The organism is Mammaliicoccus sp. P-M59, assembly GCF_022386135.1.
Lineage (GTDB): Bacteria > Bacillota > Bacilli > Staphylococcales > Staphylococcaceae > Mammaliicoccus > Mammaliicoccus sciuri_A.
Genome location: NZ_JAJNJJ010000004.1, coordinates 1 through 21526, shown reverse-complemented (window position 1 = coordinate 21526; position 21526 = coordinate 1). Strand labels below are relative to the sequence as shown.

Sequence of the window (21526 nt, the reverse complement as noted above, 5' to 3'; positions counted from 1 at the left end):
ATTACAAATTAATGTACAAAAGTTGGATTAAAAGGTAATATGGTAGCGATTACATTAATAAAGGAGCATGATTATGTGGATTGATATTACACAACAATTGACGAACAATATTGCACACTGGCCAGGTGATGAGCCATTTCATTTTAAACTTTCAGCGACTAAAGAAGAAACGGGTTCTGTAAATATTGGTAGTATTTCAACAAGCACACATATAGGCACACATATGGATGCGCCATATCACTTTGATGAAGAAGGTATCAAGATTCATGAAATTGACGTCAATCGTTTAATTGGCGATGCAACATTGATAGAAATTATGGATGAAACTTTAATAACCCAGGAAATACTTAAGAAATATGAGATTAAAGGGACGATTATAATGATTAAGACTAAAACAGAAGCACATTCTGAAGTGTTTCCAGGGTCAGTACCTGTCTTAACAGAAGATGCCATTCAATATTTATCTTCAATAGGGATTAAAGTATTTGGAATTGATGTACCATCAGTAGATGATATTGACTCTAAAACGTTAGACAATCATCATGCATTAAATCAATACGACATTATTAATATTGAAAATCTATTATTAGAAAATGTTTCAGAAGGTTATTATAACTTCATTGGATTACCTTTAAATATAGTAGGTGCAGACGGATCGCCAATAAGAGCGGTCATTTCTAAAAAGGGGGAGTAGTTGTGAGCGAATTTCAAGATGAATCACTTAAAGGGGAAAGTGTGAAGACAGATTTTTCGAAGGACATGACGTATAGTGAATATTTAGGTTTAGATAAAGTATTATCAGCACAACATACATTAACAGATGCACACGATGAGAAATTATTCATCATTGTCCATCAAGTATCAGAACTGTGGATGAACTTAATTATTCATGAATTAAATTCTGCAAGTGATGATATTAAATCTGATCAATATAAACAAGCATTTAAAAAATTAGCTCGTGTAGGTAATATACAAAAACAACTCATTCAAGTATGGGAAGTATTATCAACCATGACACCAAGTGATTATTTGAAATTTAGAGATGACTTAGGGAATTCTTCAGGATTTCAATCTTTTCAAAATAGAATGATTGAATATAGCTTAGGATATAAAACAACACACGCTTTAAAAATCTATGAAAAAGACCCAAATATATATCAGCAGTTGAAAACACAACTTGAACGACCAAGTATTTATGATGAAACAATTAAAGCAGTACATAGAGCAGGATTTAACATAGATTCCGAAGTGTTAAATAGGGAAGTTACGCAAAATTATATGCGGAATGATTCTGTGAAAGAAGCTTTTAAAACAATATATTTACAATCAGACGCATACTTTGAATTGTATGAACTACTAGAGAAATTAACAGATGTAGAAGATAGATACAGTCAGTGGCGATTTAGACATATGAAGACCGTACAAAGAATAATAGGATTCAAAACAGGAACAGGCGGAAGTTCAGGTGTAAACTATTTAAAACGGGTTATTGACCAGAACTTCTTCCCAGAATTGTGGGAATTGCGTACAGAATTATAAGTTGGGAATAGGAGTGTAGGGATTTTCAGGCCGATAAAAAAATTTACCGGTCCAGAAACAGAAAATATGGACCGATAAAAATAATTACTGGTCCAGAAATGAGAAATATGGACCGATAAAATAAAATACCGGTCCAGAAATAAGAAATATGGACCGATAAAATAAATTACCGGTCCAGAAATAGAAAATATGGACCGATAAATAAAATTACCGGTCCAGAAATAAGAAATATGGACCGATAAATAAAATTACCGGTCCAGAAACAAAAAATATGGACCGATAAATAAAATTACCGGTCCAGAAACAAAAATGAAGCTGAGGCAAATTCTGTTGCCTCAGCTTTCTGCTTTTAAAGTCCTTCTAATTCTAGTTCATTTCACTGTCTTTAATATCTGTTATAAACATATGTCCTGGTGCGTGCGTAATCATGATATCTGGTTTGGCATCTAATGCGACAGATTGTGGTGTTACACCGCATCCCCAGAATACAGGTACTTCTCCGTCTTTAATTGTTACAGCTTCACCGAAATCAGGTTGGTCAATGTTTCCGATACCGATTTCACTTGGATTTCCAATATGTATTGGTGTACCGTGTACTTCTTTGAAATGTGTTGTAATTTCAGTAGCTTTAATTGCTTCTGACATCGTCATAGGTCGCATGCTTACTGTAATGTTTCCTTTAAAAGTACCACTTGGTTCAGCTGGTATATTTGTAATGTACATCGGCACGTTATGATTTTCTTCTATATGACGTACTGGAATGCCCGCTTCAAGCAAAGCATGTTCAAATGTAAAGCTACATCCAATCAAGAAGCTGACCATATCTTCTGTATACAACGCTTTAATATCCTCGTATTCTTGTACGAATTTGCCATCTTTATAAAGTCTGTACAATCCAACATCTGTTCTAATATCCGCTTCTTTTCCATATTTACTAAATGACGGCGATCCTACTTCAGATACATCAAGTAATGGACATGTCTTCGGATTTTTAAAGCAAAATTTCAAAAAATCATAAGCATATTTAGAAGGCAAGATGACGACATTTGCTTGGACATACCCTTTAGCCATCCCACTAGTTGGTCGTGTTAATGCGCCTTGTCTTATACTTGCTCTAATTTCTTCAGGTGATGCAGTTTGTAAATTCATGATATTATCCCCTTTCTGCATGGTTCTCCTTATTATATCATTTAAACATTATTCCGAGCTTTCTAACAATCATATGGTAAAATATTTGTTGGTATGAACGTATAGAAAAGTAAAGAAACGATAGGTGTTTATATGTTAAATTTATTTGTCTTATTATTAGAACGTGTTGGTTTAATTATACTCGTTGCCTACATATTAATGAATACCACGTATTTTAAAAATATGATGGGTGAACGTGAAAAATGGTATGTAAAATGGCGATTAATCATTGTATTTTCATCATTTGCATTGCTATCTAATTTTACAGGTGTCGCGATTCATAATGGTGAAATTGTATCGAGTATGATTTATTTACATCTCGGACCAGAAGTGTCACTTGCGAATACACGTGTGTTAACAATAGGCGTTTCAGGGTTGATAGGTGGACCATTTGTAGGTCTGTTCGTAGGTGTGCTATCAGGTATATTTAGAGTTTATATTGGCGGTGCAGATGCATATACATATTTAATATCATCAATCGTCATTGGACTTGTCGCAGGTTACTTTGGTGCACAAGCAATGAAGTCAAAAAGTTATTTATCCGTGAAACAAAGTGCATTAGTTGGTGCATCTACGGAAGTTATTCAAATGATTTGTATATTGATATTCTCATCGCAAAAAGCAGATGCATGGGAACTTGTTCAACTTATTGCATTGCCGATGATTATCATTAATGGATTAGGTACTGCGATATTTATGTCTATTATTATTTCGACAGTTAAACAAGAAGAACAAATGAGAGCGATCCAAACGCATGATGTATTAAAGCTTGTCAATCAGACATTGCCTTATTTTAAAGAAGGATTAACAGAATCATCTGCACATCAATCAGCAAAAATTATCAAAGATCTTATGAAAGTTTCTGCTGTTGCTATTACAAATAAGACGCATATATTGGCGCATGTTGGTGTAGCTAGTGATCATCACACACCTGATAAGACCATCATTACTGATTTATCTAAAGCAGTTATTGAAACAGGTCAACAAAAAGAAGTCTATTCTAGTAAAGATATAGGGTGTCAACATCCGAACTGTCCACTTGAGGCGGCGATCGTTATTCCGTTATATGTACATGATGATATTGTAGGGACATTGAAGTTGTATTTTACAGATCATCATGATTTAACATTTGTAGAGAAACAACTAGCTGAAGGTTTAGCTAAAATATTCTCTAGTCAGTTAGAACTCGGTGCTGTTGAAACACAACGAAAATTATTACAAGATGCTGAAATTAAGTCGTTACAAGCTCAAGTTAATCCGCATTTCTTCTTTAATGCGATTAATACGATTTCAGCATTAGTTCGAATTGATCATGAGAAAGCACGTCAATTATTATTACAATTGAGTCATTTCTTCCGTTCGAATCTACAAGGTGCGAGAAACAATACGATTACAATTGAAAAAGAATTAGAACAAGTACGGGCTTATATTGCTTTAGAACAAGCAAGATATCCCGATCACTTTAAAATTGAATTTGATATACCCGAAGAACATTATTCTGCACTTGTGCCACCTTTCGTTATACAAATATTAGTAGAGAATGCGATTAAACATGCCTTTACAAGTAGAAAAGATGACAATCGTATTTGGGTTAAAGTGAGTAGTAACCATCAATCGATACAACTTTGTGTAAGAGATAATGGGCAAGGTATACATGAAGATAAAATTGCTATTTTAGGTAAGACAACTGTTGCCTCTCAGTCTGGAACAGGAAGTGCGCTAGAGAATTTAAATAGGAGATTAACAGGATTATTTGGAAATCATGCAGAATTACAATTCGATTCAAGTGAAAAAGGAACGAAAGTATGTACGATTATTCCACACAAATATCGAGAGGAGGAAATGTAATGCATGCGTTAATTGTTGATGATGAACCATTAGCACGTAATGAACTGAAATATTTATTGAATCAAATTGGTTCATTTAGTCAAATTGAAGAAGCAGAAAATGTTGAAGAAACTTTGGAACAACTATTGTCGCACGAATTTGATGTTATATTTTTAGATATTAATTTGATGGAAGAAAGTGGCTTAGATTTAGCGAAGAAAATCAATAAAATGAAACATGTTCCGCATATTATCTTTGCGACTGCCCATGACACATATGCTGTACAAGCGTTTGAATTAGAAGCAACAGACTATATTTTGAAGCCTTTTGAGAAAGCAAGAATTGAACAAGCGATAAATAAAATTACGAATATCGAGACACAACAATCAGTGGAGCCGAAACCGGTCAATCACGATGAAGTCTTGCCTATTGAAATTGATGATCGTATTTATGTATTGAATGTAGATGATATTGTTGCGATATCTGTCAACCAAGGTATTACGACGATTAATACGACTGACAATGAATATACGACAAATGAGCCACTCAGTTTCTATGAGAAAAAGCTCAGTCACGCTAAATTTATTCGTATTCATCGCGCAAGTATTATTAATAAATGGCATATACAATCGGTTGAACATTGGTTTAATTCGACGTATCAAGTGACGTTGACGGGGAATATCAAATTACAAGTCAGTCGATCATATATGAAGTCGTTTAAATCAGAAATAGGGTTAGTATAATTTTCAGAGCATAGATTTTGTAACTTAGAGGTCAATTATTGCATTTCGCATTGAAAACGCTTTAAAAAATGATTTTCATATTAAGATAACCTTAAGAGATTACTTCGGGAGGTTGTCAAAATGAAAAAAGTCAATAACTTCTTTCATCAAGTATTAACAATATCAATTGTTTTATTAATTTCACATGTCATAGAAAGCTTTATGCCTATACCAATGCCAGCATCTGTTATTGGATTAGTGCTAATGTTTATCGCATTGACGACAGGTATTATCAAGTTAGAACAAGTAGAAGCGGTTGGTACAGCATTAACGAATAATATCGGATTCTTATTCGTTCCAGCGGGTATTTCAGTGATCAACTCATTAGGTATTTTAAGTACGAGTCCAATACTTATCATATTACTAATTATTATTTCTACAATTTTATTACTTGTTTGTACGGGTATCTTTTCACAAATGATCATTAAACCAAGTGAAAAATCAGTTAAACGTACGAAAGAAATTAACAATAAACGCGTGGCAGGTGATTATGCATGATGGAACATTTAGGCCTTAATACACCATATTTCGGTATCGGATTATCTGTAATATTATTCTTAGTCGGTACTTATTTATTTAAAAAAACAAATGGATTCTTCTTGTTTGCGCCATTATTTTTCAGTATGGTTGGTGGCATTGTATTTTTAAAAGCGACAGGCATACCATATGAAAATTACAAAATAGGTGGAGATATTATTAATTTCTTCCTAGAACCAGCAACAATTTGTTTCGCAATTCCTTTATACAAAAAACGTGAAGTACTTAAAAAGCATTGGCATCATATCATGGGTGGTATTGCGATTGGAACAGTAGCAGCACTTGTTATTATTTATATTGTAGCGAAAGCATTCCAATTTGGTGATGATATTATCGCATCAATGTTACCACAAGCAGCAACAACTGCAATTGCATTGCCAGTTTCAGAAGGTATTTCAGGTATTAAAGAACTCACATCATTAGCCGTGATTTTAAACGCCGTTATTATAATGGCATTAGGAAATAAATTATTGAAACTCTTTAATATTACAAATCCGATTGCAAGAGGATTAGCCTTAGGTACAAGTGGACACACACTCGGTGTCGCAGCAGCAAAAGAATTAGGTGAAGTAGAAGAATCAATGGCCAGTATTTCACTCGTTCTTGTTGGTATCGTAGTCGTAGCAGTCGTTCCATTCTTTGTTATGTTCTTATTATAGAAAAAATGAAAAGCGCCCGTAACATGTTTATGTTACAGGCGCTTGTCGTTTTATTTACCTACTAAAATCCATCTAGATAATATAAATGTTATTGGAATTGTAAAAATTAATCCGATAAATGGTGCAAAAGTTTCGTTTACATGAAGTAACTGTACAAACACAAATAATAATAATGTTTGTAATCCCATATTTACAACTTGTGTAATAGGAAATTGAATGAATTTTTTTACGGTAGGTTGAACACGATAAACAAAATAACAATTCAAATAAAATGAAATGATAAAGCTTATTATGAAACTCAATATATGACTCACTAAATATTGAATGTCGAACACTTTTAATAATAATAAATATATCCAGTAATAATTAACTGTATTGATGCCACCTACAAGTATAAATCGAATGATTTCTCCGTGTTTCTTGGACATATAGCTACTCCTTAAGTACGCAATTTATTATACGACCAGGCCACGTTTAGTACTATATTGTTCGTATAAATGATCTTGTGCAATTTCTTCTAAAATCTCAACGACTTTATAGACTTCTTCATATGATGTATATAAAGCAATAGGTGCTAATCGAATAACATTCGGTTCTCTAAAATCAGGAATCACACCTTTATCTTTCAACGCTAAACTGATTCTATATGCTTCATCATGCACTAAACATACATGTCCACCTCGTTTAAAATCATCTCGTAAGTTTCCAACTGAATAACCATAGTCAGTTAACTTTTCATCAATTAAATACATTAAGTATGACGTAATATGAAGTGATTTCGTTCTAATAGCATGCATACCAACTTCGTTAAAAATGTTAAGCACACCTTCTAATGGTGCCATAGATAGAATATTTGGCGTTCCAACTTGCCAACCTGAAGCATCTCGTTGATGTTCAAATGTATGATTAAGTTGGAATTGTGTTTCGTCTTTATTCCCGAACCATCCGGCCGTTCCAGGATTACGATTAAAGTGTTTCTTATTGATATATAAGCCAGCAGTTGAACCAGGTCCACCTGATAAATATTTATATGTACACCATACAGCAAAGTCTGCATCAATTTGGGCTAAGTCCATTTCAATCGCACCGATTGCATGACATAAGTCCCATCCAATGATGATTTGACGTTCCTTTGCAGCCATTGTTATTTTTGCCATGTCTAATACTTGAGCACTTCGGTAGAGTACAGTAGGCAATAGAATAAGTGCAACATCATCCGTCATTGCTTCAATAATGGCATCTTCATCAATGAATACACCATCTGAACTTTTAACAACTTTAACTGCATCGTTTGGATCTAATCCTTTTAGACGCACTTGACTATCTACTGCATAACGATCAGTAGGGAAGTTTAAGTCATCAACTAATATTTTGTATTTATCTTTAGTCGGTTCGTAAAAAGTACTGATAGCTTGATGTATATTGGATGTCGTACTGCCGACGACAACTACATCTTCAGGACTCGCACCAATTAATGGCGCCATGTTTGAAGCAATGTGTTTAGAATAATGATAGTATTTGCTGTCTTCAATATTCCAAATTTTGATGCCTTCTTTTTTCCAATCTTCTAACGCATTGAGTAATGATGCCTCAGCATCTTTAGAAGCAAGACCTAAAGAATTCCCATCCATGTAAATTTCGTTAGGTTGTATATAAAATCGATCACGAACATGATGTAACACATCCGCTTTATCCAAAGCTTCGGCAAATTCTTTTGTTGTATTAAATGAAGTATCCATTTGTTCATCCCCTTATAAATAATGAATCATTCTTTAAATATAATTGTATACTTTCCATGTAAAAGTCACAAAGATAATGATATTTGGGATGGGTGGATGTAGGAGTGTGGGTGTGGGCAGGAAGTGAGTAGGTAGGATTGTAGTTTTCAGGCCGATAAATAAAAATAGAGACCTGGAAATGGAGTTTTCAGGCCGATAAAAATAATTACCGGTCCAGAAATAAGAAATATGGACCGATAAAAATAATTACCGGTCCAGAAACGAGAAATATGGACCGATAAAATAAATTATCGGTCCAGAAACGGGAAATATGGACCGATAAAATAAATTAGCGGTCCAGAAACGAGAAATATGGACCGATAAAAAATATTACCGGTCCAGAAACGAGAAATACGGACCGATAAATAAAAATAGCGACCCGAAAATGAGATTACCAGGCCGATAAATAAAAATAGCGACCCGGAAACGGTATTTGCAGGCCGATAAAATAAAATAGCGACCCGGAAATCGTAATTTCCGTGGTCGCTTCATCTTTATTAAACGAGTTTCTTTCTAATACTACCTGATATAAAATCAACTACTGCTACCATTATGACTAAACCTATTAATATTATGCCTACACGATCCCAAGTTCGAGTTTGCAAAGCAAATATTAATGGTGTTCCGATACCGCCAGCTCCGATTAAACCGAGTATTGAAGCGGATCTTAAGTTTAACTCAAATCGATATAATACTAATGATATGTATGAAGGTAGTATTTGTGGTACTACTGCAAACATAAGTGTCTTAATCGAATTGGCGCCACTTGCTACGAGTGATTCTGTTGGGCTTAAATCTAGATTCTCTAGATCTTCAGCGAACAATTTACCCATCATACCTATAGAATGAATACCTAGTGCAAGTACACCTGAAAATGAACCTGGACCTACAGCTTTAATGAAGATAATAGCCATAACAATTTCAGGAAACACTCTTATAACACTCAAAATAAATTTACTAATACTAGAAACAGGTTTAAATTTAACCATGTTTTTAGCAGCAATAAATGCAAGTGGTATAAATAAAATGGCTGATAAAAATGTACTAATAACAGCAATTGCAAATGTTTCTAATAAACCTCTTAGAAGGTCTTCACCTTCAGGAATATATACATAATTCCAATCAGGATGAAATAATCCATCTACAATAGATTTCATAATTGTTCCTGACTGTGATTTGATTTCGAAAGCGGGTAATCCTACAAAAGCCCAAATTAATAATACGACAAGAATGATACTTGTAATCCATCGAGAAATAATGGATTTGCGTTGTCTTTCTGGCTTTAACTGATAATGAGTTTGTGTCATATTAATTTTTCCCTCACTTTCGTACTTACTAAGTCAATGATTACAACAATAACAAGTGTTACAAGTATGATTGTTAATGTCTTAGGATATTGGAAAAGACCTAATGTTTGATCATAATACAGACCAATACCACCAGCACCAACTAAACCTAATACTGCTGCTGCTCTTATATTGATTTCAAATGCGTATAATACATAAGACATATATGGTGCAATAGCTTGTGGGATTATCGCATAGGTAATCCATTTTAATTTATTTGCACCAACTGCAGTCATGGCTTCTAATGGTCCATCATCAATACTTTCTAATGACTCATACATCAATTTACATATGATACTAATAGATAAAATGATGATTGCGAGTACCCCTGGAATTTGACCAATACCAAAAATGGCAACGAATACTGCTGCAAGTAATAAGTCAGGGATTGTTCTTACAATATTCAAGATAAATCTACAAGGATAAGTAATCCAACTTGAACGAATTACATTGCGGGCACAGAGGATTGAAATAGGAATTGAAAGTAGACCACCTATAAATGTTCCTACAACTGCCATTCGAATAGTATCTAACATTGGTTTCGTGATACTAGAAATATAACTTAAATCTGGTGGAACCATACTTTTGAACAGTTCGACCATTTGTGGAATACCGTACATTAAATCACCAATACTAAAGTTCGTAAACATGAAACTCCAAACGACTAATATAGCGACGATAATGATTGATAAAACAACTTTTAAAGAAGTCTTACGACGTAAGTAAGGTTCAAAGCGTTCTTGGTTAGAGTCCATTTACTGCACCCCTAACTTCTCGTCATTTTTAATATGGCGTCCATAAATTTCGGCAAATGTTTCATCCGTTGCTTCTGAAGCCGGACCATCATAAACTAATTCACCAGCACGTAGCCCGATAATTCTAGTACCGTATTCTTTTGCTAAATCTACGAAATGCAGGTTGATGATAATCGTGATACCTAATTCTTCGTTAATACGCTTTAAGTCATCCATAACTTGTTTCGTTGTAAGTGGGTCTAATGACGCGACAGGTTCGTCTGCAAGTATGATAGACGATTCTTGACATAAAGCACGTGCGATAGAAATACGTTGTTGTTGACCACCAGATAATTCATCAGAACGGTTATACGCTTTTTCTAGTATATTTACTCTATCTAATGACTCTAATGCTTTTATCTTATCTTCTTTCGGAAATAAACCGAGTACCATTTTCCAAGTAGGGTGGTATCCGACTCTACCACTCAACACGTTTCTAATAACAGATGATCGTTTTACTAAATTGAAATGTTGGAAAATCATACCTATATTACGACGCATCATCAATAATTCTTTACCTGATGCTTTAGAGATGGATTTACCATCAATTAAAATATCGCCTTCAGTAATATCATGTAAACGATTGATTGAACGTAGTAGGGTAGATTTACCAGCACCTGATAAACCTACAATTACTGCAAAGTCGCCTTTTTCAATATTTAAATTGATATCTTTCAGGCCTTGGTGACCATTTTTATATATTTTGCTCACGTTTTTAAATTCTATTTGACTCATATGTATCCCCCTTAAAAAATAAAAGCTCTGCTCATAATAGGAGCTGAGCTTTTATATTAAATCTCATCATTATTTTTCGTTATCGTTTACTTTTTTACCATATTCACGTACGATATCGAATTCAGAGTCTTTACTATCAACATAGCCTTCATGACTATAAACTTCACTTACAATTTTGTGACCTTCTTTAGTTTTTGCGATATCTTTAAAAGCTTTTTTAAGTTTATCTCTAAATTTGTCATCCATATCGCTTCTTACTGAAATTGTATCGTTTGGAATATCTTCAGTTAATTCTACGATTTCAGTATCTTTGAAGACGTTTGGTTGGTCTTTCTTAACAATGTTACGAGCATCTTGGAATGTTACTGCTACATCAACGTCACCATTTAATAATGCAATAATAGCTTGGTCATGTCCTTTAACATTTGTAATTTTCATGTCGTTGATAGGATTGATGCCTTCTTTTAATAATTCAGCTACTGGATAAGTGTATCCTGCAGTTGATGTAACATCTTGTAAGGCAATTTTTTTACCTTTCATGTCTTTTAAAGATTTAATGCCAGAATCTTTTTTAACAACAAATTGTGATTTATAACTTTTAACGAGTTTGTCATTATTAGATCCGTCTTTGTTAACGCCATAACGTTGTGCTTGTAGTAATACATCAGCAGCCTTTTGATCGTGTGCTAATGTGTAAGCAGTAGGTGGTAAGAAACCAACGTCTACTTTTTTAGATTTCATTGCTTCAACGATTGTGTTGTAATTTGTAGAAACTGAAACTTTTACTGGAATATCTAATTCTTTTGATAATAATTTTTCTAACGGTTTTGCTTTTGCTTCTAATGTGTCAGCATTTTGAGATGGAACGAATTGAATAGTAAGTTCTTTAGGTTTATAGCTGTCCCCTTTGCTATCCCCATCACTTGACGATTTTGAATCAATACTTGATTTCCCGTTGCCACATGCAGCTAGTAAAATCATTGCCCCCAACAAAAGTATGGTTACAAAACTAAAACTTTTTTTCATGTCCATTAATTAAACCTCCAAATATGTATTATCACTACAAATAAATAAAATCTCGATACAAATTTAATTATACCCTTCGATTATGTAAAATTACAATATGAATATGCATATATTTTCTATTTAATGCCATAATTTGTATGGACTCCATTTACATAAAAATATTACCACAAAATCTTATGCTTTTTTACATAAAAATAGAAAATTTTGTTAAATGATTGTAAGGATATTAAAGATTTGTCTGATGCATCATATTTCTATGATTTAGTTAATATTTAATTTCAAAATTCATTACTTCTGGCACATCTTCTATACTGTGTTGTTCTAAGAAATCAATCAGCATTTCAGCGCCTTCAACTTGAATATCTTTGATGATTTTATCAGCACTATACATGTTAAAATCACCGCCACCAACTGCTCTATAATTATTAAGAACGATAGAATAATGTGTGTCTAATTCTATAGGTTTGCCTTTAAATAAAACATTTTCTACACGATTGCCAATAGGTTTTTGAATATTGAATGTATATGAAATACCTGCGTACATATCATAGTTATAATGTTGTGGTTTAGGTTCAATGAAAGCTTTATTCACGACAAGTTTACCTTGCTCAATATCGAAGTATGAAGCGGTTCTTTCTAAGGCTAGTAATAAATCTTTACCGGTAATATCTAATACATAGAAAGTATTAGAGAATGGGTAATTGTTAATAACGTCACGCATCGTAATAGTTTGTCCAAACCCAACACCACTATCAAATAAGGCTGAAGCGGATATGTCAGCTCCACTAAGCTTCATTTGCGCATAATTAATAAAGTTAATCAGTGGGTGTGGCTCTATTCTTGCTTTAAAATGATCGTCGACATACATCGTTTGAGATTGTTGTGAGATTTCAGTATCTAACCAGTCATTAATTTCTTTTTCTAAATTTGTAAGATTTTCTGGAATTGAAATTTGTGGTTGATAGTCTTTAACAAATAGTAATTCTGAATCTGCTGATAACACTTTGTTTGTTTCTTCATCAATTTTCAATGTGATTTTACCGAGACAATCTCCTTTACCACCGGGTTGAATGACTGCTGTTTGATTAATGACTTCTGCAATTTCTCTATGTTGATGACCGGTTATCAATACATCAACACCTTCTAATTCTGACAGTAAATCATAGCCTTCATTTTCACCAGTCAGTAATTCAGTTTCTTCACCAGTATGTAAATCACGCTCAAATCCTCCGTGATAGCACACGACAACAATGTCCGCGTTACGTCTCACTTCTGGTATCAGTTCTTTCGCAGTTTCAACAGCAGATTGGAAACTTAATTCAGCTATTGTGTCGGGTTTCTCCCAATGTGGTATATATTGAGTCGTTAAACCGATAATACCGAAAGTTGTTTTGTCTTTTTCTAAATAAATGACATCATTACCAGTGAAAGGTTGATGATCTTTAAAAATATTTGCCGATAGCACAGGGTAGTTTAAAGATTTAATCGCGTCATAAAGGTAAGGTAAGCCGTAGTTAAATTCATGATTTCCAATAACACCGAAGTCAAAACCAATCTGGTTGTATAGATCCGTTAAAGGCTTACTTGATTTAGTTTCCGAAGCCAAATATGAACATAGTGGTGAACCTTGTAGAAAATCACCATTGTCCATTACGATGACATGTTCATGAGTTTGCTTGATATCTTGAATCATTTGATTAATTTTAAGTAACCCCTTAGGTAAGTCTTGATGAGCCTCTTGATAATCAGTAGGGAAGATATAGCCATGAATATCACTCACCGTTAAAATTACAATCTCTTTCATTATGAAAAAGCCTCCAATCATAAAATAATTCCTTGATAAATATAGTATAAACGAAACTTTTGAATAAAATGTAATATATTTTAGGATTAGAAGGAAATTTGCGGAGGATGTGTGCGGAATCTGGACCGATACGGAAAATTACCGGTCCAGAAATGGGAAATATGGACCGATAAAAAAATTTACCGGTCCAGAAACGAGAAATATGGACCGATAAAAATAATTACCGGTCCAGAAACGAGATTACTAGGCCGATAAATGAAAACCTGAGTCATCACACGATGACTCAGGTTCAATATTACAATATTAAATTAGAATGTTTGTCCTAATGCTTTTGCACGTTCGATTGCGTCTGCTTTGATTTCTTCTGCTTTTTCTGGGTTAGCATTATGACCTTCAACAATTAAACCGTCAAAGTCAGTAATTCCGTAGAAGTTCATCATTTGTCCGATGTAACGGTGACCCATTTCTAAGTCAGCTGCTGGACCTTCACTATAGTAACCACCACGTGCTTGAATGTGTAATGCTTTTTTATCTGGTAATAAACCAACTGGACCTTCAGCTGTATATTTGAATGTTTTGCCAGCTACTGATACTGAATCTAAGTATGCTTTCATAACTGGTGGGAATGAGAAGTTCCAGAATGGTGTAACGAATACATATTTGTCTGCATTAACAAATTGATCACTTAATTCGTTTAAGCGACGTACTTTACCTTGTTCGCCTTCTGAAAGTTCTTCAAATCCTTGTCCTGATTGTAATTTACCCCAACCAGCAAATACATCTGCATCAATTTGTGGAATGTATGAATTGTATAAATCGATATGAACGACTTCATCATTTGGGTTTGAAGCTTTATAACTTTCGATAAATGATTTAGCTGTTGCCATTGAAAAAGAAACAGTTTCATCATGTGGATGAGCTGTAATAAATAATACTTGTGACATAATAATATTTCTCCTCTGTGATAAAAATTAAACTAACTATAAATATTATACTTAAATTCTTTAGCAAAGCAATAGGAATGCTCATGAAAATAAATGTTATTTTACACTTAAGTTTTAATAATGGTAGGATAAATGTAATGAATGATATTTTGAATAAGAGGGATGATGGATTTTGAGTAAGAAATTATACTTAATGAGACACGGACAAACATTATTTAATGAGAAGAAAAAAATTCAAGGTGCATCTGATTCACCATTAACACAATTAGGTATTGAACAAGCGCGTATGGCAAAAAAGTATTTCGATGAATCGAATATAACATTTGAGTCGTTATACGCATCTACACAAGAACGCGCGAGTGATACGCTTGAAATTATATGTCCAGAAAGGACGTATGTAAGATTAAAAGGATTGAAAGAATGGAACTTCGGGCTTTATGAAGCTGAAAGTGAAACTTTAAATCCGCCACATAAGCCAGGTGAAACTTCATATGGAGACTTCTTTGTTGATTATGGCGGTGAGTCTAGTGAAGAACTGCAAAATAGAATGAATGAAACTTTAACAGATATCATGAATACAGATGAAGCCAATACAATTTTAGCAGTAAGCCATGGTGGAGCATTATTTATGTTTTTACAACTATGGTTACCATTTGAAAAAGTTAAAGAAGTGAAATTCTCCAATTGTTGCATACTCGAATTTGAATTTGAAAACAATACATTTAAATTTATACAAGCCATTAATCCAACAGAAATAGCATGAAAAAACGGGACAGCCATCGTACATGATGACTGTCCCGTTCTATTATTTAATTGAAGGTATATAGAATCTAGAATTTTCATAATGGAATATGATTTTAGAGTAGTCGAAAGGAATACCTGTACTTGTGTAGAATATTTGTTCATATTCTAACGATGGATCACCTTCATTTAATTCCAAATGAGTCGCATCTTCTTTATTTAATTTACCAATATTGAAATATATATCAGTGAATCCTACTTTGACTTTTAAATTATTTTCAATGTAATGAAAGATAGAACCATTGGCAATTTCTTCATTCATGTATAAGACAACATTTTTACTAAAATAAGAAGTTTCAATACAGAATACTTCTCCATCAAGATATCTAACACGATCGACAAGATATACAGTATCGTTATCTTTTAACTTTAATTGTTGTTTTACTTCATCTTCAGGTTGAATCTCCGCGACTTTTAAGATTTTACTCGTTACATCGTGTCCTTTAAATTCATCTGAAAATCCATCAGCAGTAAATAAGTTAACAAATCCATCTCTTTTCGGATTTCTTACATAGATACCACTGCCTCTAGCTTGATAGATTAAACCTGTTTTTTCTAGATTTTTGAGAGCATTGATAATTGTACTCTTGCTCACGTTAAATTCATTTCTTAAAACTTCAACACTCGGTAATTTATCCCCAGCTTCATAATGCCCATTATTGATAAGCGACTCAATACGTTCAGCAATAAGCTCGTACTTAAGCATATTAATCCCCACTTTATGATAGATATTACTCATATTATAGCACTTGTTAAATTAATAACACCAACTAAATATATACCTATCTTTACAAATTGTATCGGTATAATTATAATGTAAGTGTATACAAAATATCCGGAGGTAATCAAATGGCTAAATTAAACAAAGACTTTTTATGGGGTGGCGCTTTAGCTGCTAATCAATTTGAAGGTGGATATGATCAAGGTGGTAAAGGGCTAAGTGTTCACGATGTGATGACTGCTGGAGAGCATGGTAAAGCACGTGAAATTACTGAAAAGGTTGAAGCTGACAAATACTATCCTAACCATGAAGGTATTGATTTTTATAATAGATATAAAGAAGATATTGGTTTGTTCAATGAAATGGGATTAAAGTGTTTAAGAACATCTATCGCATGGACACGTATTTTTCCAAATGGTGATGAAACAGAGCCTAATGAAGAAGGTCTAAAGTTCTATGATAATGTGATTGATGAGCTTTTAAAATATAACATTGAACCAGTATTAACGTTATCTCATTTTGAAATGCCATTACACTTAGCAAGAGAATATGGTGGTTTTAGAAATCGTAAAGTTGTAGACTTTTTCGTTCGTTTTGCTGAAACTGTCTTCAATCGTTATAAAGATAAAGTGAAATATTGGATGACATTTAACGAGATTAATAACCAAATGGATACAAGTAATCCTATATTCTTATGGACGAATTCTGGTGTTACTTTAACTGAAGAAGATGATGCTGAAGAAGTGCTATATCAAGTTGCGCATAACGAATTAATCGCAAGTGCACTTGCTGTATCAAAAGGTAAAGAAATTAATCCAAACTTTGTTATTGGGAACATGATTTCTCACGTACCTATTTATCCATATTCATGTAACCCTAAAGATATTTTAGAAGCGGAAATTGCAAGTCGTTTAAGATATTTCTTCCCAGATGTTCAAGTAAGAGGATATTACCCAGGTTATGCATTAAAAATGTTTGAGAAAAAAGGTTACGATATTAAGTGGCAAGAAGGCGACGATGAAATCTTAAAAAATGGTACGGTAGATTATATCGGTTTCAGTTATTATATGTCTACAGTCGTTAAACATGATGCAGAACAAAGTGTTGATGGTAATATTGTGAATGGTGGATTACCAAATTCAGTAGAGAATCCATACATTAAAGTCAGTCAGTGGGGTTGGGCAATAGATCCAGTTGGTTTAAGATATACTTTAAATGCGTTGTACAATCGCTATCAGTTACCATTATTTATCGTGGAAAATGGTTTCGGTACAACAGATGAATTTAAAGAAGACGGTACAATAGATGACCAAGAAAGAATCGATTACTTGAGAGAACATATTCAAGCGTCTATAGAAGCGGTTGATGAAGACGGTGTTGAACTAATGGGTTACACACCATGGGGCATAATTGATATCGTATCATTTACAACAGGTGAAATGAAAAAACGATATGGTTTAATTCACGTAGATCGTGATAATGCAGGAAAAGGCACATTAAAACGTACTAAGAAGAACTCATTCTATTGGTATAAAGATGTTATAGATACAAACGGCGAAGAACTTAAATAATACAATCAGACCTTGTCATACATAATGACAGGGTCTTTTTTTATGCCAGTAAATTGGTATTTGGAATTTGTCGGAAAAATAATTACCGATATTAAAAATAAAATAGATTTTAGATATTCTTAAAATTAAAACGTTGTATTATACAAAATATAAATATAAATAATAACTTTTTAAAATAAATGTTGTACAATTTAAAGTGCGCTAGTATAATTTTACATGATAAGTGCTTGATGTTCGAAATGCTTATCGAATATCCAAAATATTCTGGAGGTATATAAATGGAACAAAAGAAAAGAAAAAGAGTTAAAAAATTAGATTTTTTACCTAATAGATTAAATCATTATTCTATTAGAAAATTCACGATTGGTACGGCTTCAATCTTAGTTGGTTCAGCTTTACTTTTCGGTATAGGTAGTGAAGCTAAAGCGGATGAACAAGCGAGTCATTCAACTGTTCAAGATGAAGGTGTGAATAAGGATAAAGCAAACATAGATGATTCTGTTCAAGAATCTGCCTCAACAGAAGAAGCGAGCACAGAAGAGAAAGCGCCAGAAACTGAGTCAACAGAAGAAGCGAGCACAGAAGAAAAAGCACCAGAAACTGAGACAACAGAAGAAGCGAGCACAGAAGAAAAAGCACCAGAAGCTGAGTCAACAGAAGAAGCGAGCACAGAAGAAAAAGCACCAGAAACTGAGTCAACAGAAGAAGCAAGTACAGAAGAGAAAGCGCCAGAAACTGAGACAACACCAAAAACTACAAACAAAGTAGCAACAGAAAAAGCTCAGTCAGCTAAATCTACAGTAGAATCTAATACTGCAAATAAAAATGATGATTATTCAATCTCACAAGTTCGTGATGAAGAAACAGCTGCTACATATTATAAAAAAGCTGCCAACGTTTCTGATAAACAAGCTCGTGAAGTAATCAGTAATTTAAATTTAGATACTAAAAATTTAAGTGAACAAGAATTACAATATGAATTGATCAAAGCGTTAGCAAACAAGCAGAAAAACAATAAACCATTAGCAACTGCATTAAGAGCGGCATCACCAAAAGATGAAGAATCTTTAAATATTGCTTCAAATGAATTAATCAATACGTTAGCAGTTGACGATTCAAAAGTAATCGAAGCAGATGCTATTAAGAATGGATATATCAAATCGCAAACTGACGCAACTAACGCTGCAAATACTTTATCAGGAAGAGCTTGGATTGTTGATAAAGGAACGCCTTCAACAATGTCTAATGGACTAACAGCAGTTCCTGAAGGTACGAAAGTATACTTACAATGGATCGATAAAGATGGAGCTGTATCTCCAACATATATGGCTACAACATCTAACAAATTAAGCTCTGCAGATGGTTCTCAAGTAGGTCCAGGTGCATATGCATTTGACTTAAGAGACGCTTGGACAGACGCAAATGGAAAAGAGCATAAATATAATTCTTCTGGTGGTCAATTATATCGTCTATGGATTGAAGACTTTGAAACAGAGAACGGCAATACTGCAACAATGATACGTCAAGCTGGCGGATTTTATCCTGGAAGATTTACAAATTCAGTAAGTAACTCTAATTTAGGTCAATTCCCACTAATTGGCACTAACATGCAACGTACTGGTATATACATGGGAGTTAAACCTACTAATGATTACATGACTACAGATAAATCTAATTGGATTCATGATGAAGAAGGTCCGATTAGTAGTCCAGCAGTAGATACAAAAGCTAAAAATTCAGTATCAGGACAAGTTTGGTTTGAAACAGGTGATGGAGATTACGCTAACTCAGCTACAGGACCAAATAACAATAGTAAAGATCCAGAAGCTGCAGGTTATACAGTTGTTATGTCTTCATTAACTGAAGAAGGTGCCAAACAATATAAAGCTCAAGTTAATAGTTTACCAGAAAATGAAAGAGCAGCAGCAGCTAAAGGGTTATTAGAAGAAAACCCTGACTATATTTCAGCAACTGTTTATGGTGAAACAGATGATAACGGTCGTTATACTTTAAGATTCCCAGATGGTACGTTAAATACAAGCTATATGTATGGTTATGTGATGGATCAAGATGGCAATGTAGTGAATGCATATTCATCTTATACAAGCCCTCAATTTAGAGCACCAAACAGTAACTTATCATGGGCACCACAAACAGCACCGGCTCAAAACTTAGTCGCTAATCCAATGTGGTACAACGTTAATTTTGCATTAGTTCCATCTAATGATATTAACTTAGATGTGTTGGAATATAACAATACAGATAAACCTGCAGTTCCAGGAGATGAAGTACACATTGACTTAACAGGTTCAAATATTTCACCGCTACCAACGCGTGTTGAGTGGAGAGATAAGAATGGTAATGTAGTTCAAAAAACTGACGATATTAATACGTTAGAAGATGGTGAACAACAAGGTACATTTATTGTTCCAGATAGTGCGGTAGATGGAGATATTTACACTGCATATTTAGTAGTAGGCGACAATGATGTAGCAGCTGATTCATTTATTGTAAAAATAATGGAAAACAGTCAATACGAACCAACAACAGACGGCGTAACAAAAGATCATGGCACACCAACAACATCAGACGATGTAACTGGTTCAGTAACAATCCCAGACTATCCAACGGATAAAGATCAACCAACAATTACTGTGGATGATGAGACACAATTACCGGATGGAAACACACCAGGTACAACAGATGTTGATGTGACAGTGACATACCCAGACGGTTCAACAGACCACATTAAAGTACCTGTAACAGTAGGGGAACAAGCAGACAATGACGCATACGAACCAACAACAGAAGGTGTAACGAAAGACAATGGTACACCAACGACAACAGACGATGTAACAGGTGCAGTGACAATCCCAGATTATCCAGCGGATAAAGAACAACCAACAATCACTGTGGATGACGAAACACAATTACCAGATGGAAATACACCAGGTACAACAGAAGTAGATGTAACGGTGACATACCCAGATGGTACAGAAGATCATATTAAAGTACCTGTAACAGTAGGGGAACAAGCGGATAATAATGCATATGAACCAACAACAGAAGGTGTAACGAAAGATAATGGCACACCAACAACAACAGACGATGTAACAGGTGCAGTGACAATCCCAGATTATCCAGCGGATAAAGAACAACCAACAATCACAGTGGATGATGAAACACAATTACCGGATGGAAACACACCAGGTACAACAGAAGTAGATGTAACGGTGACATACCCAGATGGTACAGAGGATCACATTAAAGTACCTGTAACAGTAGGGGAACAAGCAGATAATAATGCATATGAACCAACAACAGAAGGTGTAACGAAAGACAATGGCACACCAACAACAACAGACGATGTAACAGGTGCAGTGACAATCCCAGATTATCCAGCGGATAAAGAACAACCAACAATCACAGTGGATGACGAAACACAATTACCAGATGGAAACACACCAGGTACAA

At 34.1% G+C, this 21526-nt stretch carries 19 protein-coding genes; 9 read left to right on the top strand and 10 right to left on the bottom strand.

Annotated elements, in window-relative coordinates:
* Window positions 1-73 precede the first annotated feature (73 nt).
* Both LQ617_RS07670 and kynA read left to right on the top strand, forming a co-directional pair.
* Complete coding sequence (locus LQ617_RS07670) at window positions 74-694, top strand: cyclase family protein (RefSeq protein WP_239740112.1); 621 nt, start codon at window positions 74-76, stop codon at window positions 692-694.
* Window positions 695-696: 2 nt separating this feature from the next.
* Complete coding sequence (gene kynA / locus LQ617_RS07665) at window positions 697-1539, top strand: tryptophan 2,3-dioxygenase (RefSeq protein WP_058590676.1); 843 nt, start codon at window positions 697-699, stop codon at window positions 1537-1539.
* Between the two features lie 366 nt (window positions 1540-1905).
* Here kynA and LQ617_RS07660 read toward each other — a convergent pair whose 3' ends face one another.
* Window positions 1906-2688, bottom strand: a complete 783-nt coding sequence (locus LQ617_RS07660) for a putative hydro-lyase (RefSeq protein ID WP_239740111.1) — start codon at window positions 2686-2688, stop codon at window positions 1906-1908.
* A gap of 132 nt (window positions 2689-2820) precedes the next feature.
* Between LQ617_RS07660 and LQ617_RS07655 the strand changes: the two genes are divergently transcribed.
* The 4 genes from LQ617_RS07655 (at window position 2821) to lrgB (ending at window position 6532) form a co-directional block, all read left to right on the top strand.
* Window positions 2821-4575 carry a sensor histidine kinase gene (locus tag LQ617_RS07655; RefSeq protein WP_239740110.1) on the top strand — a complete coding sequence of 585 codons (1755 nt, stop codon included), beginning with the start codon at window positions 2821-2823 and terminating at the stop codon, window positions 4573-4575.
* Window positions 4575-5297, top strand: a complete 723-nt coding sequence (locus LQ617_RS07650) for a response regulator transcription factor LytR (RefSeq protein WP_239740109.1) — start codon at window positions 4575-4577, stop codon at window positions 5295-5297. The genes LQ617_RS07655 and LQ617_RS07650 overlap by 1 nt, the downstream gene beginning before the upstream one ends.
* Window positions 5298-5417: 120 nt before the next feature.
* Window positions 5418-5834: an antiholin-like murein hydrolase modulator LrgA gene (gene lrgA, locus LQ617_RS07645; protein WP_159316200.1), complete on the top strand. Its 417-nt coding sequence runs from the start codon at window positions 5418-5420 to the stop codon at window positions 5832-5834.
* Window positions 5831-6532 (top strand): antiholin-like protein LrgB, encoded by a 702-nt coding sequence (lrgB, locus tag LQ617_RS07640; protein WP_025906914.1) that lies wholly within the window; start codon window positions 5831-5833, stop codon window positions 6530-6532. The genes lrgA and lrgB overlap by 4 nt, the downstream gene beginning before the upstream one ends.
* Before the next feature lie 50 nt (window positions 6533-6582).
* On the opposite strand, the gene LQ617_RS07635 is transcribed toward lrgB, so the two are convergent.
* The 8 genes from LQ617_RS07635 to LQ617_RS07600 all read right to left on the bottom strand — a co-directional run bounded on the left by LQ617_RS07635 (window position 6583) and on the right by LQ617_RS07600 (window position 14959).
* Window positions 6583-6960, bottom strand: a complete 378-nt coding sequence (locus LQ617_RS07635; RefSeq protein ID WP_239740108.1) for a GtrA family protein — start codon at window positions 6958-6960, stop codon at window positions 6583-6585.
* A gap of 27 nt (window positions 6961-6987) precedes the next feature.
* Window positions 6988-8271, bottom strand: a complete 1284-nt coding sequence (gene kynU, locus LQ617_RS07630; RefSeq protein WP_239740107.1) for a kynureninase — start codon at window positions 8269-8271, stop codon at window positions 6988-6990.
* A 536-nt stretch (window positions 8272-8807) separates the two neighbouring features.
* Entirely contained in the window at window positions 8808-9617 is an 810-nt protein-coding gene (gene phnE / locus LQ617_RS07625) for a phosphonate ABC transporter, permease protein PhnE (RefSeq protein ID WP_037590241.1), read from the bottom strand.
* On the bottom strand, window positions 9614-10411 hold the full coding sequence (gene phnE / locus LQ617_RS07620; RefSeq protein ID WP_025906908.1) for a phosphonate ABC transporter, permease protein PhnE: 798 nt from the start codon (window positions 10409-10411) through the stop codon (window positions 9614-9616). The genes phnE (LQ617_RS07625) and phnE (LQ617_RS07620) overlap by 4 nt, the downstream gene beginning before the upstream one ends.
* Window positions 10412-11185, bottom strand: a complete 774-nt coding sequence (gene phnC, locus LQ617_RS07615) for a phosphonate ABC transporter ATP-binding protein (RefSeq protein WP_025906907.1) — start codon at window positions 11183-11185, stop codon at window positions 10412-10414.
* A 69-nt stretch (window positions 11186-11254) separates the two neighbouring features.
* On the bottom strand, window positions 11255-12211 hold the full coding sequence (locus LQ617_RS07610; RefSeq protein ID WP_025906906.1) for a phosphate/phosphite/phosphonate ABC transporter substrate-binding protein: 957 nt from the start codon (window positions 12209-12211) through the stop codon (window positions 11255-11257).
* Between the two features lie 265 nt (window positions 12212-12476).
* Window positions 12477-14015, bottom strand: coding sequence for a bifunctional metallophosphatase/5'-nucleotidase (locus tag LQ617_RS07605; protein ID WP_239740106.1), 1539 nt, complete (start codon window positions 14013-14015; stop codon window positions 12477-12479).
* 308 nt (window positions 14016-14323) lie between these two features.
* The gene (locus LQ617_RS07600) at window positions 14324-14959 is read right to left on the bottom strand and encodes an FMN-dependent NADH-azoreductase (protein ID WP_025906904.1); all 636 of its coding nucleotides are present in this window, start codon (window positions 14957-14959) and stop codon (window positions 14324-14326) included.
* A 172-nt stretch (window positions 14960-15131) separates the two neighbouring features.
* On the opposite strand from LQ617_RS07600, the gene LQ617_RS07595 reads away from it, so the two are divergent.
* The gene (locus tag LQ617_RS07595; RefSeq protein WP_239740105.1) at window positions 15132-15722 is read left to right on the top strand and encodes a histidine phosphatase family protein; all 591 of its coding nucleotides are present in this window, start codon (window positions 15132-15134) and stop codon (window positions 15720-15722) included.
* Window positions 15723-15764: 42 nt separating this feature from the next.
* Here the strand turns inward: LQ617_RS07595 and LQ617_RS07590 are convergent, their stop codons facing one another.
* The gene (locus LQ617_RS07590) at window positions 15765-16466 is read right to left on the bottom strand and encodes a GntR family transcriptional regulator (protein WP_206167282.1); all 702 of its coding nucleotides are present in this window, start codon (window positions 16464-16466) and stop codon (window positions 15765-15767) included.
* Window positions 16467-16609: 143 nt separating this feature from the next.
* Between LQ617_RS07590 and LQ617_RS07585 the strand changes: the two genes are divergently transcribed.
* The gene (locus tag LQ617_RS07585; protein ID WP_239740104.1) at window positions 16610-18052 is read left to right on the top strand and encodes a 6-phospho-beta-glucosidase; all 1443 of its coding nucleotides are present in this window, start codon (window positions 16610-16612) and stop codon (window positions 18050-18052) included.
* A 278-nt stretch (window positions 18053-18330) separates the two neighbouring features.
* Window positions 18331-21526: Rib/alpha-like domain-containing protein (locus tag LQ617_RS07580; RefSeq protein WP_239740103.1), on the top strand; the 3196-nt coding region annotated here is incomplete at its 3' end.

Coding starts and splice junctions, on each gene's coding strand:
- LQ617_RS07650 (WP_239740109.1), top strand. CDS start 4,575: ATGCATGCGTTAATTGTTGATGATGAACCATTAGCACGTAATGAACTG.
- lrgA (WP_159316200.1), top strand. CDS start 5,418: ATGAAAAAAGTCAATAACTTCTTTCATCAAGTATTAACAATATCAATT.
- LQ617_RS07655 (WP_239740110.1), top strand. CDS start 2,821: ATGTTAAATTTATTTGTCTTATTATTAGAACGTGTTGGTTTAATTATA.
- phnC (WP_025906907.1), bottom strand. CDS start 11,185: ATGAGTCAAATAGAATTTAAAAACGTGAGCAAAATATATAAAAATGGT.
- phnE (WP_037590241.1), bottom strand. CDS start 9,617: ATGACACAAACTCATTATCAGTTAAAGCCAGAAAGACAACGCAAATCC.
- LQ617_RS07610 (WP_025906906.1), bottom strand. CDS start 12,211: ATGAAAAAAAGTTTTAGTTTTGTAACCATACTTTTGTTGGGGGCAATG.
- LQ617_RS07635 (WP_239740108.1), bottom strand. CDS start 6,960: ATGTCCAAGAAACACGGAGAAATCATTCGATTTATACTTGTAGGTGGC.
- LQ617_RS07600 (WP_025906904.1), bottom strand. CDS start 14,959: ATGTCACAAGTATTATTTATTACAGCTCATCCACATGATGAAACTGTT.
- lrgB (WP_025906914.1), top strand. CDS start 5,831: ATGATGGAACATTTAGGCCTTAATACACCATATTTCGGTATCGGATTA.
- kynU (WP_239740107.1), bottom strand. CDS start 8,271: ATGGATACTTCATTTAATACAACAAAAGAATTTGCCGAAGCTTTGGAT.
- LQ617_RS07605 (WP_239740106.1), bottom strand. CDS start 14,015: ATGAAAGAGATTGTAATTTTAACGGTGAGTGATATTCATGGCTATATC.
- LQ617_RS07670 (WP_239740112.1), top strand. CDS start 74: ATGTGGATTGATATTACACAACAATTGACGAACAATATTGCACACTGG.
- LQ617_RS07585 (WP_239740104.1), top strand. CDS start 16,610: ATGGCTAAATTAAACAAAGACTTTTTATGGGGTGGCGCTTTAGCTGCT.
- phnE (WP_025906908.1), bottom strand. CDS start 10,411: ATGGACTCTAACCAAGAACGCTTTGAACCTTACTTACGTCGTAAGACT.
- LQ617_RS07660 (WP_239740111.1), bottom strand. CDS start 2,688: ATGAATTTACAAACTGCATCACCTGAAGAAATTAGAGCAAGTATAAGA.
- LQ617_RS07590 (WP_206167282.1), bottom strand. CDS start 16,466: ATGCTTAAGTACGAGCTTATTGCTGAACGTATTGAGTCGCTTATCAAT.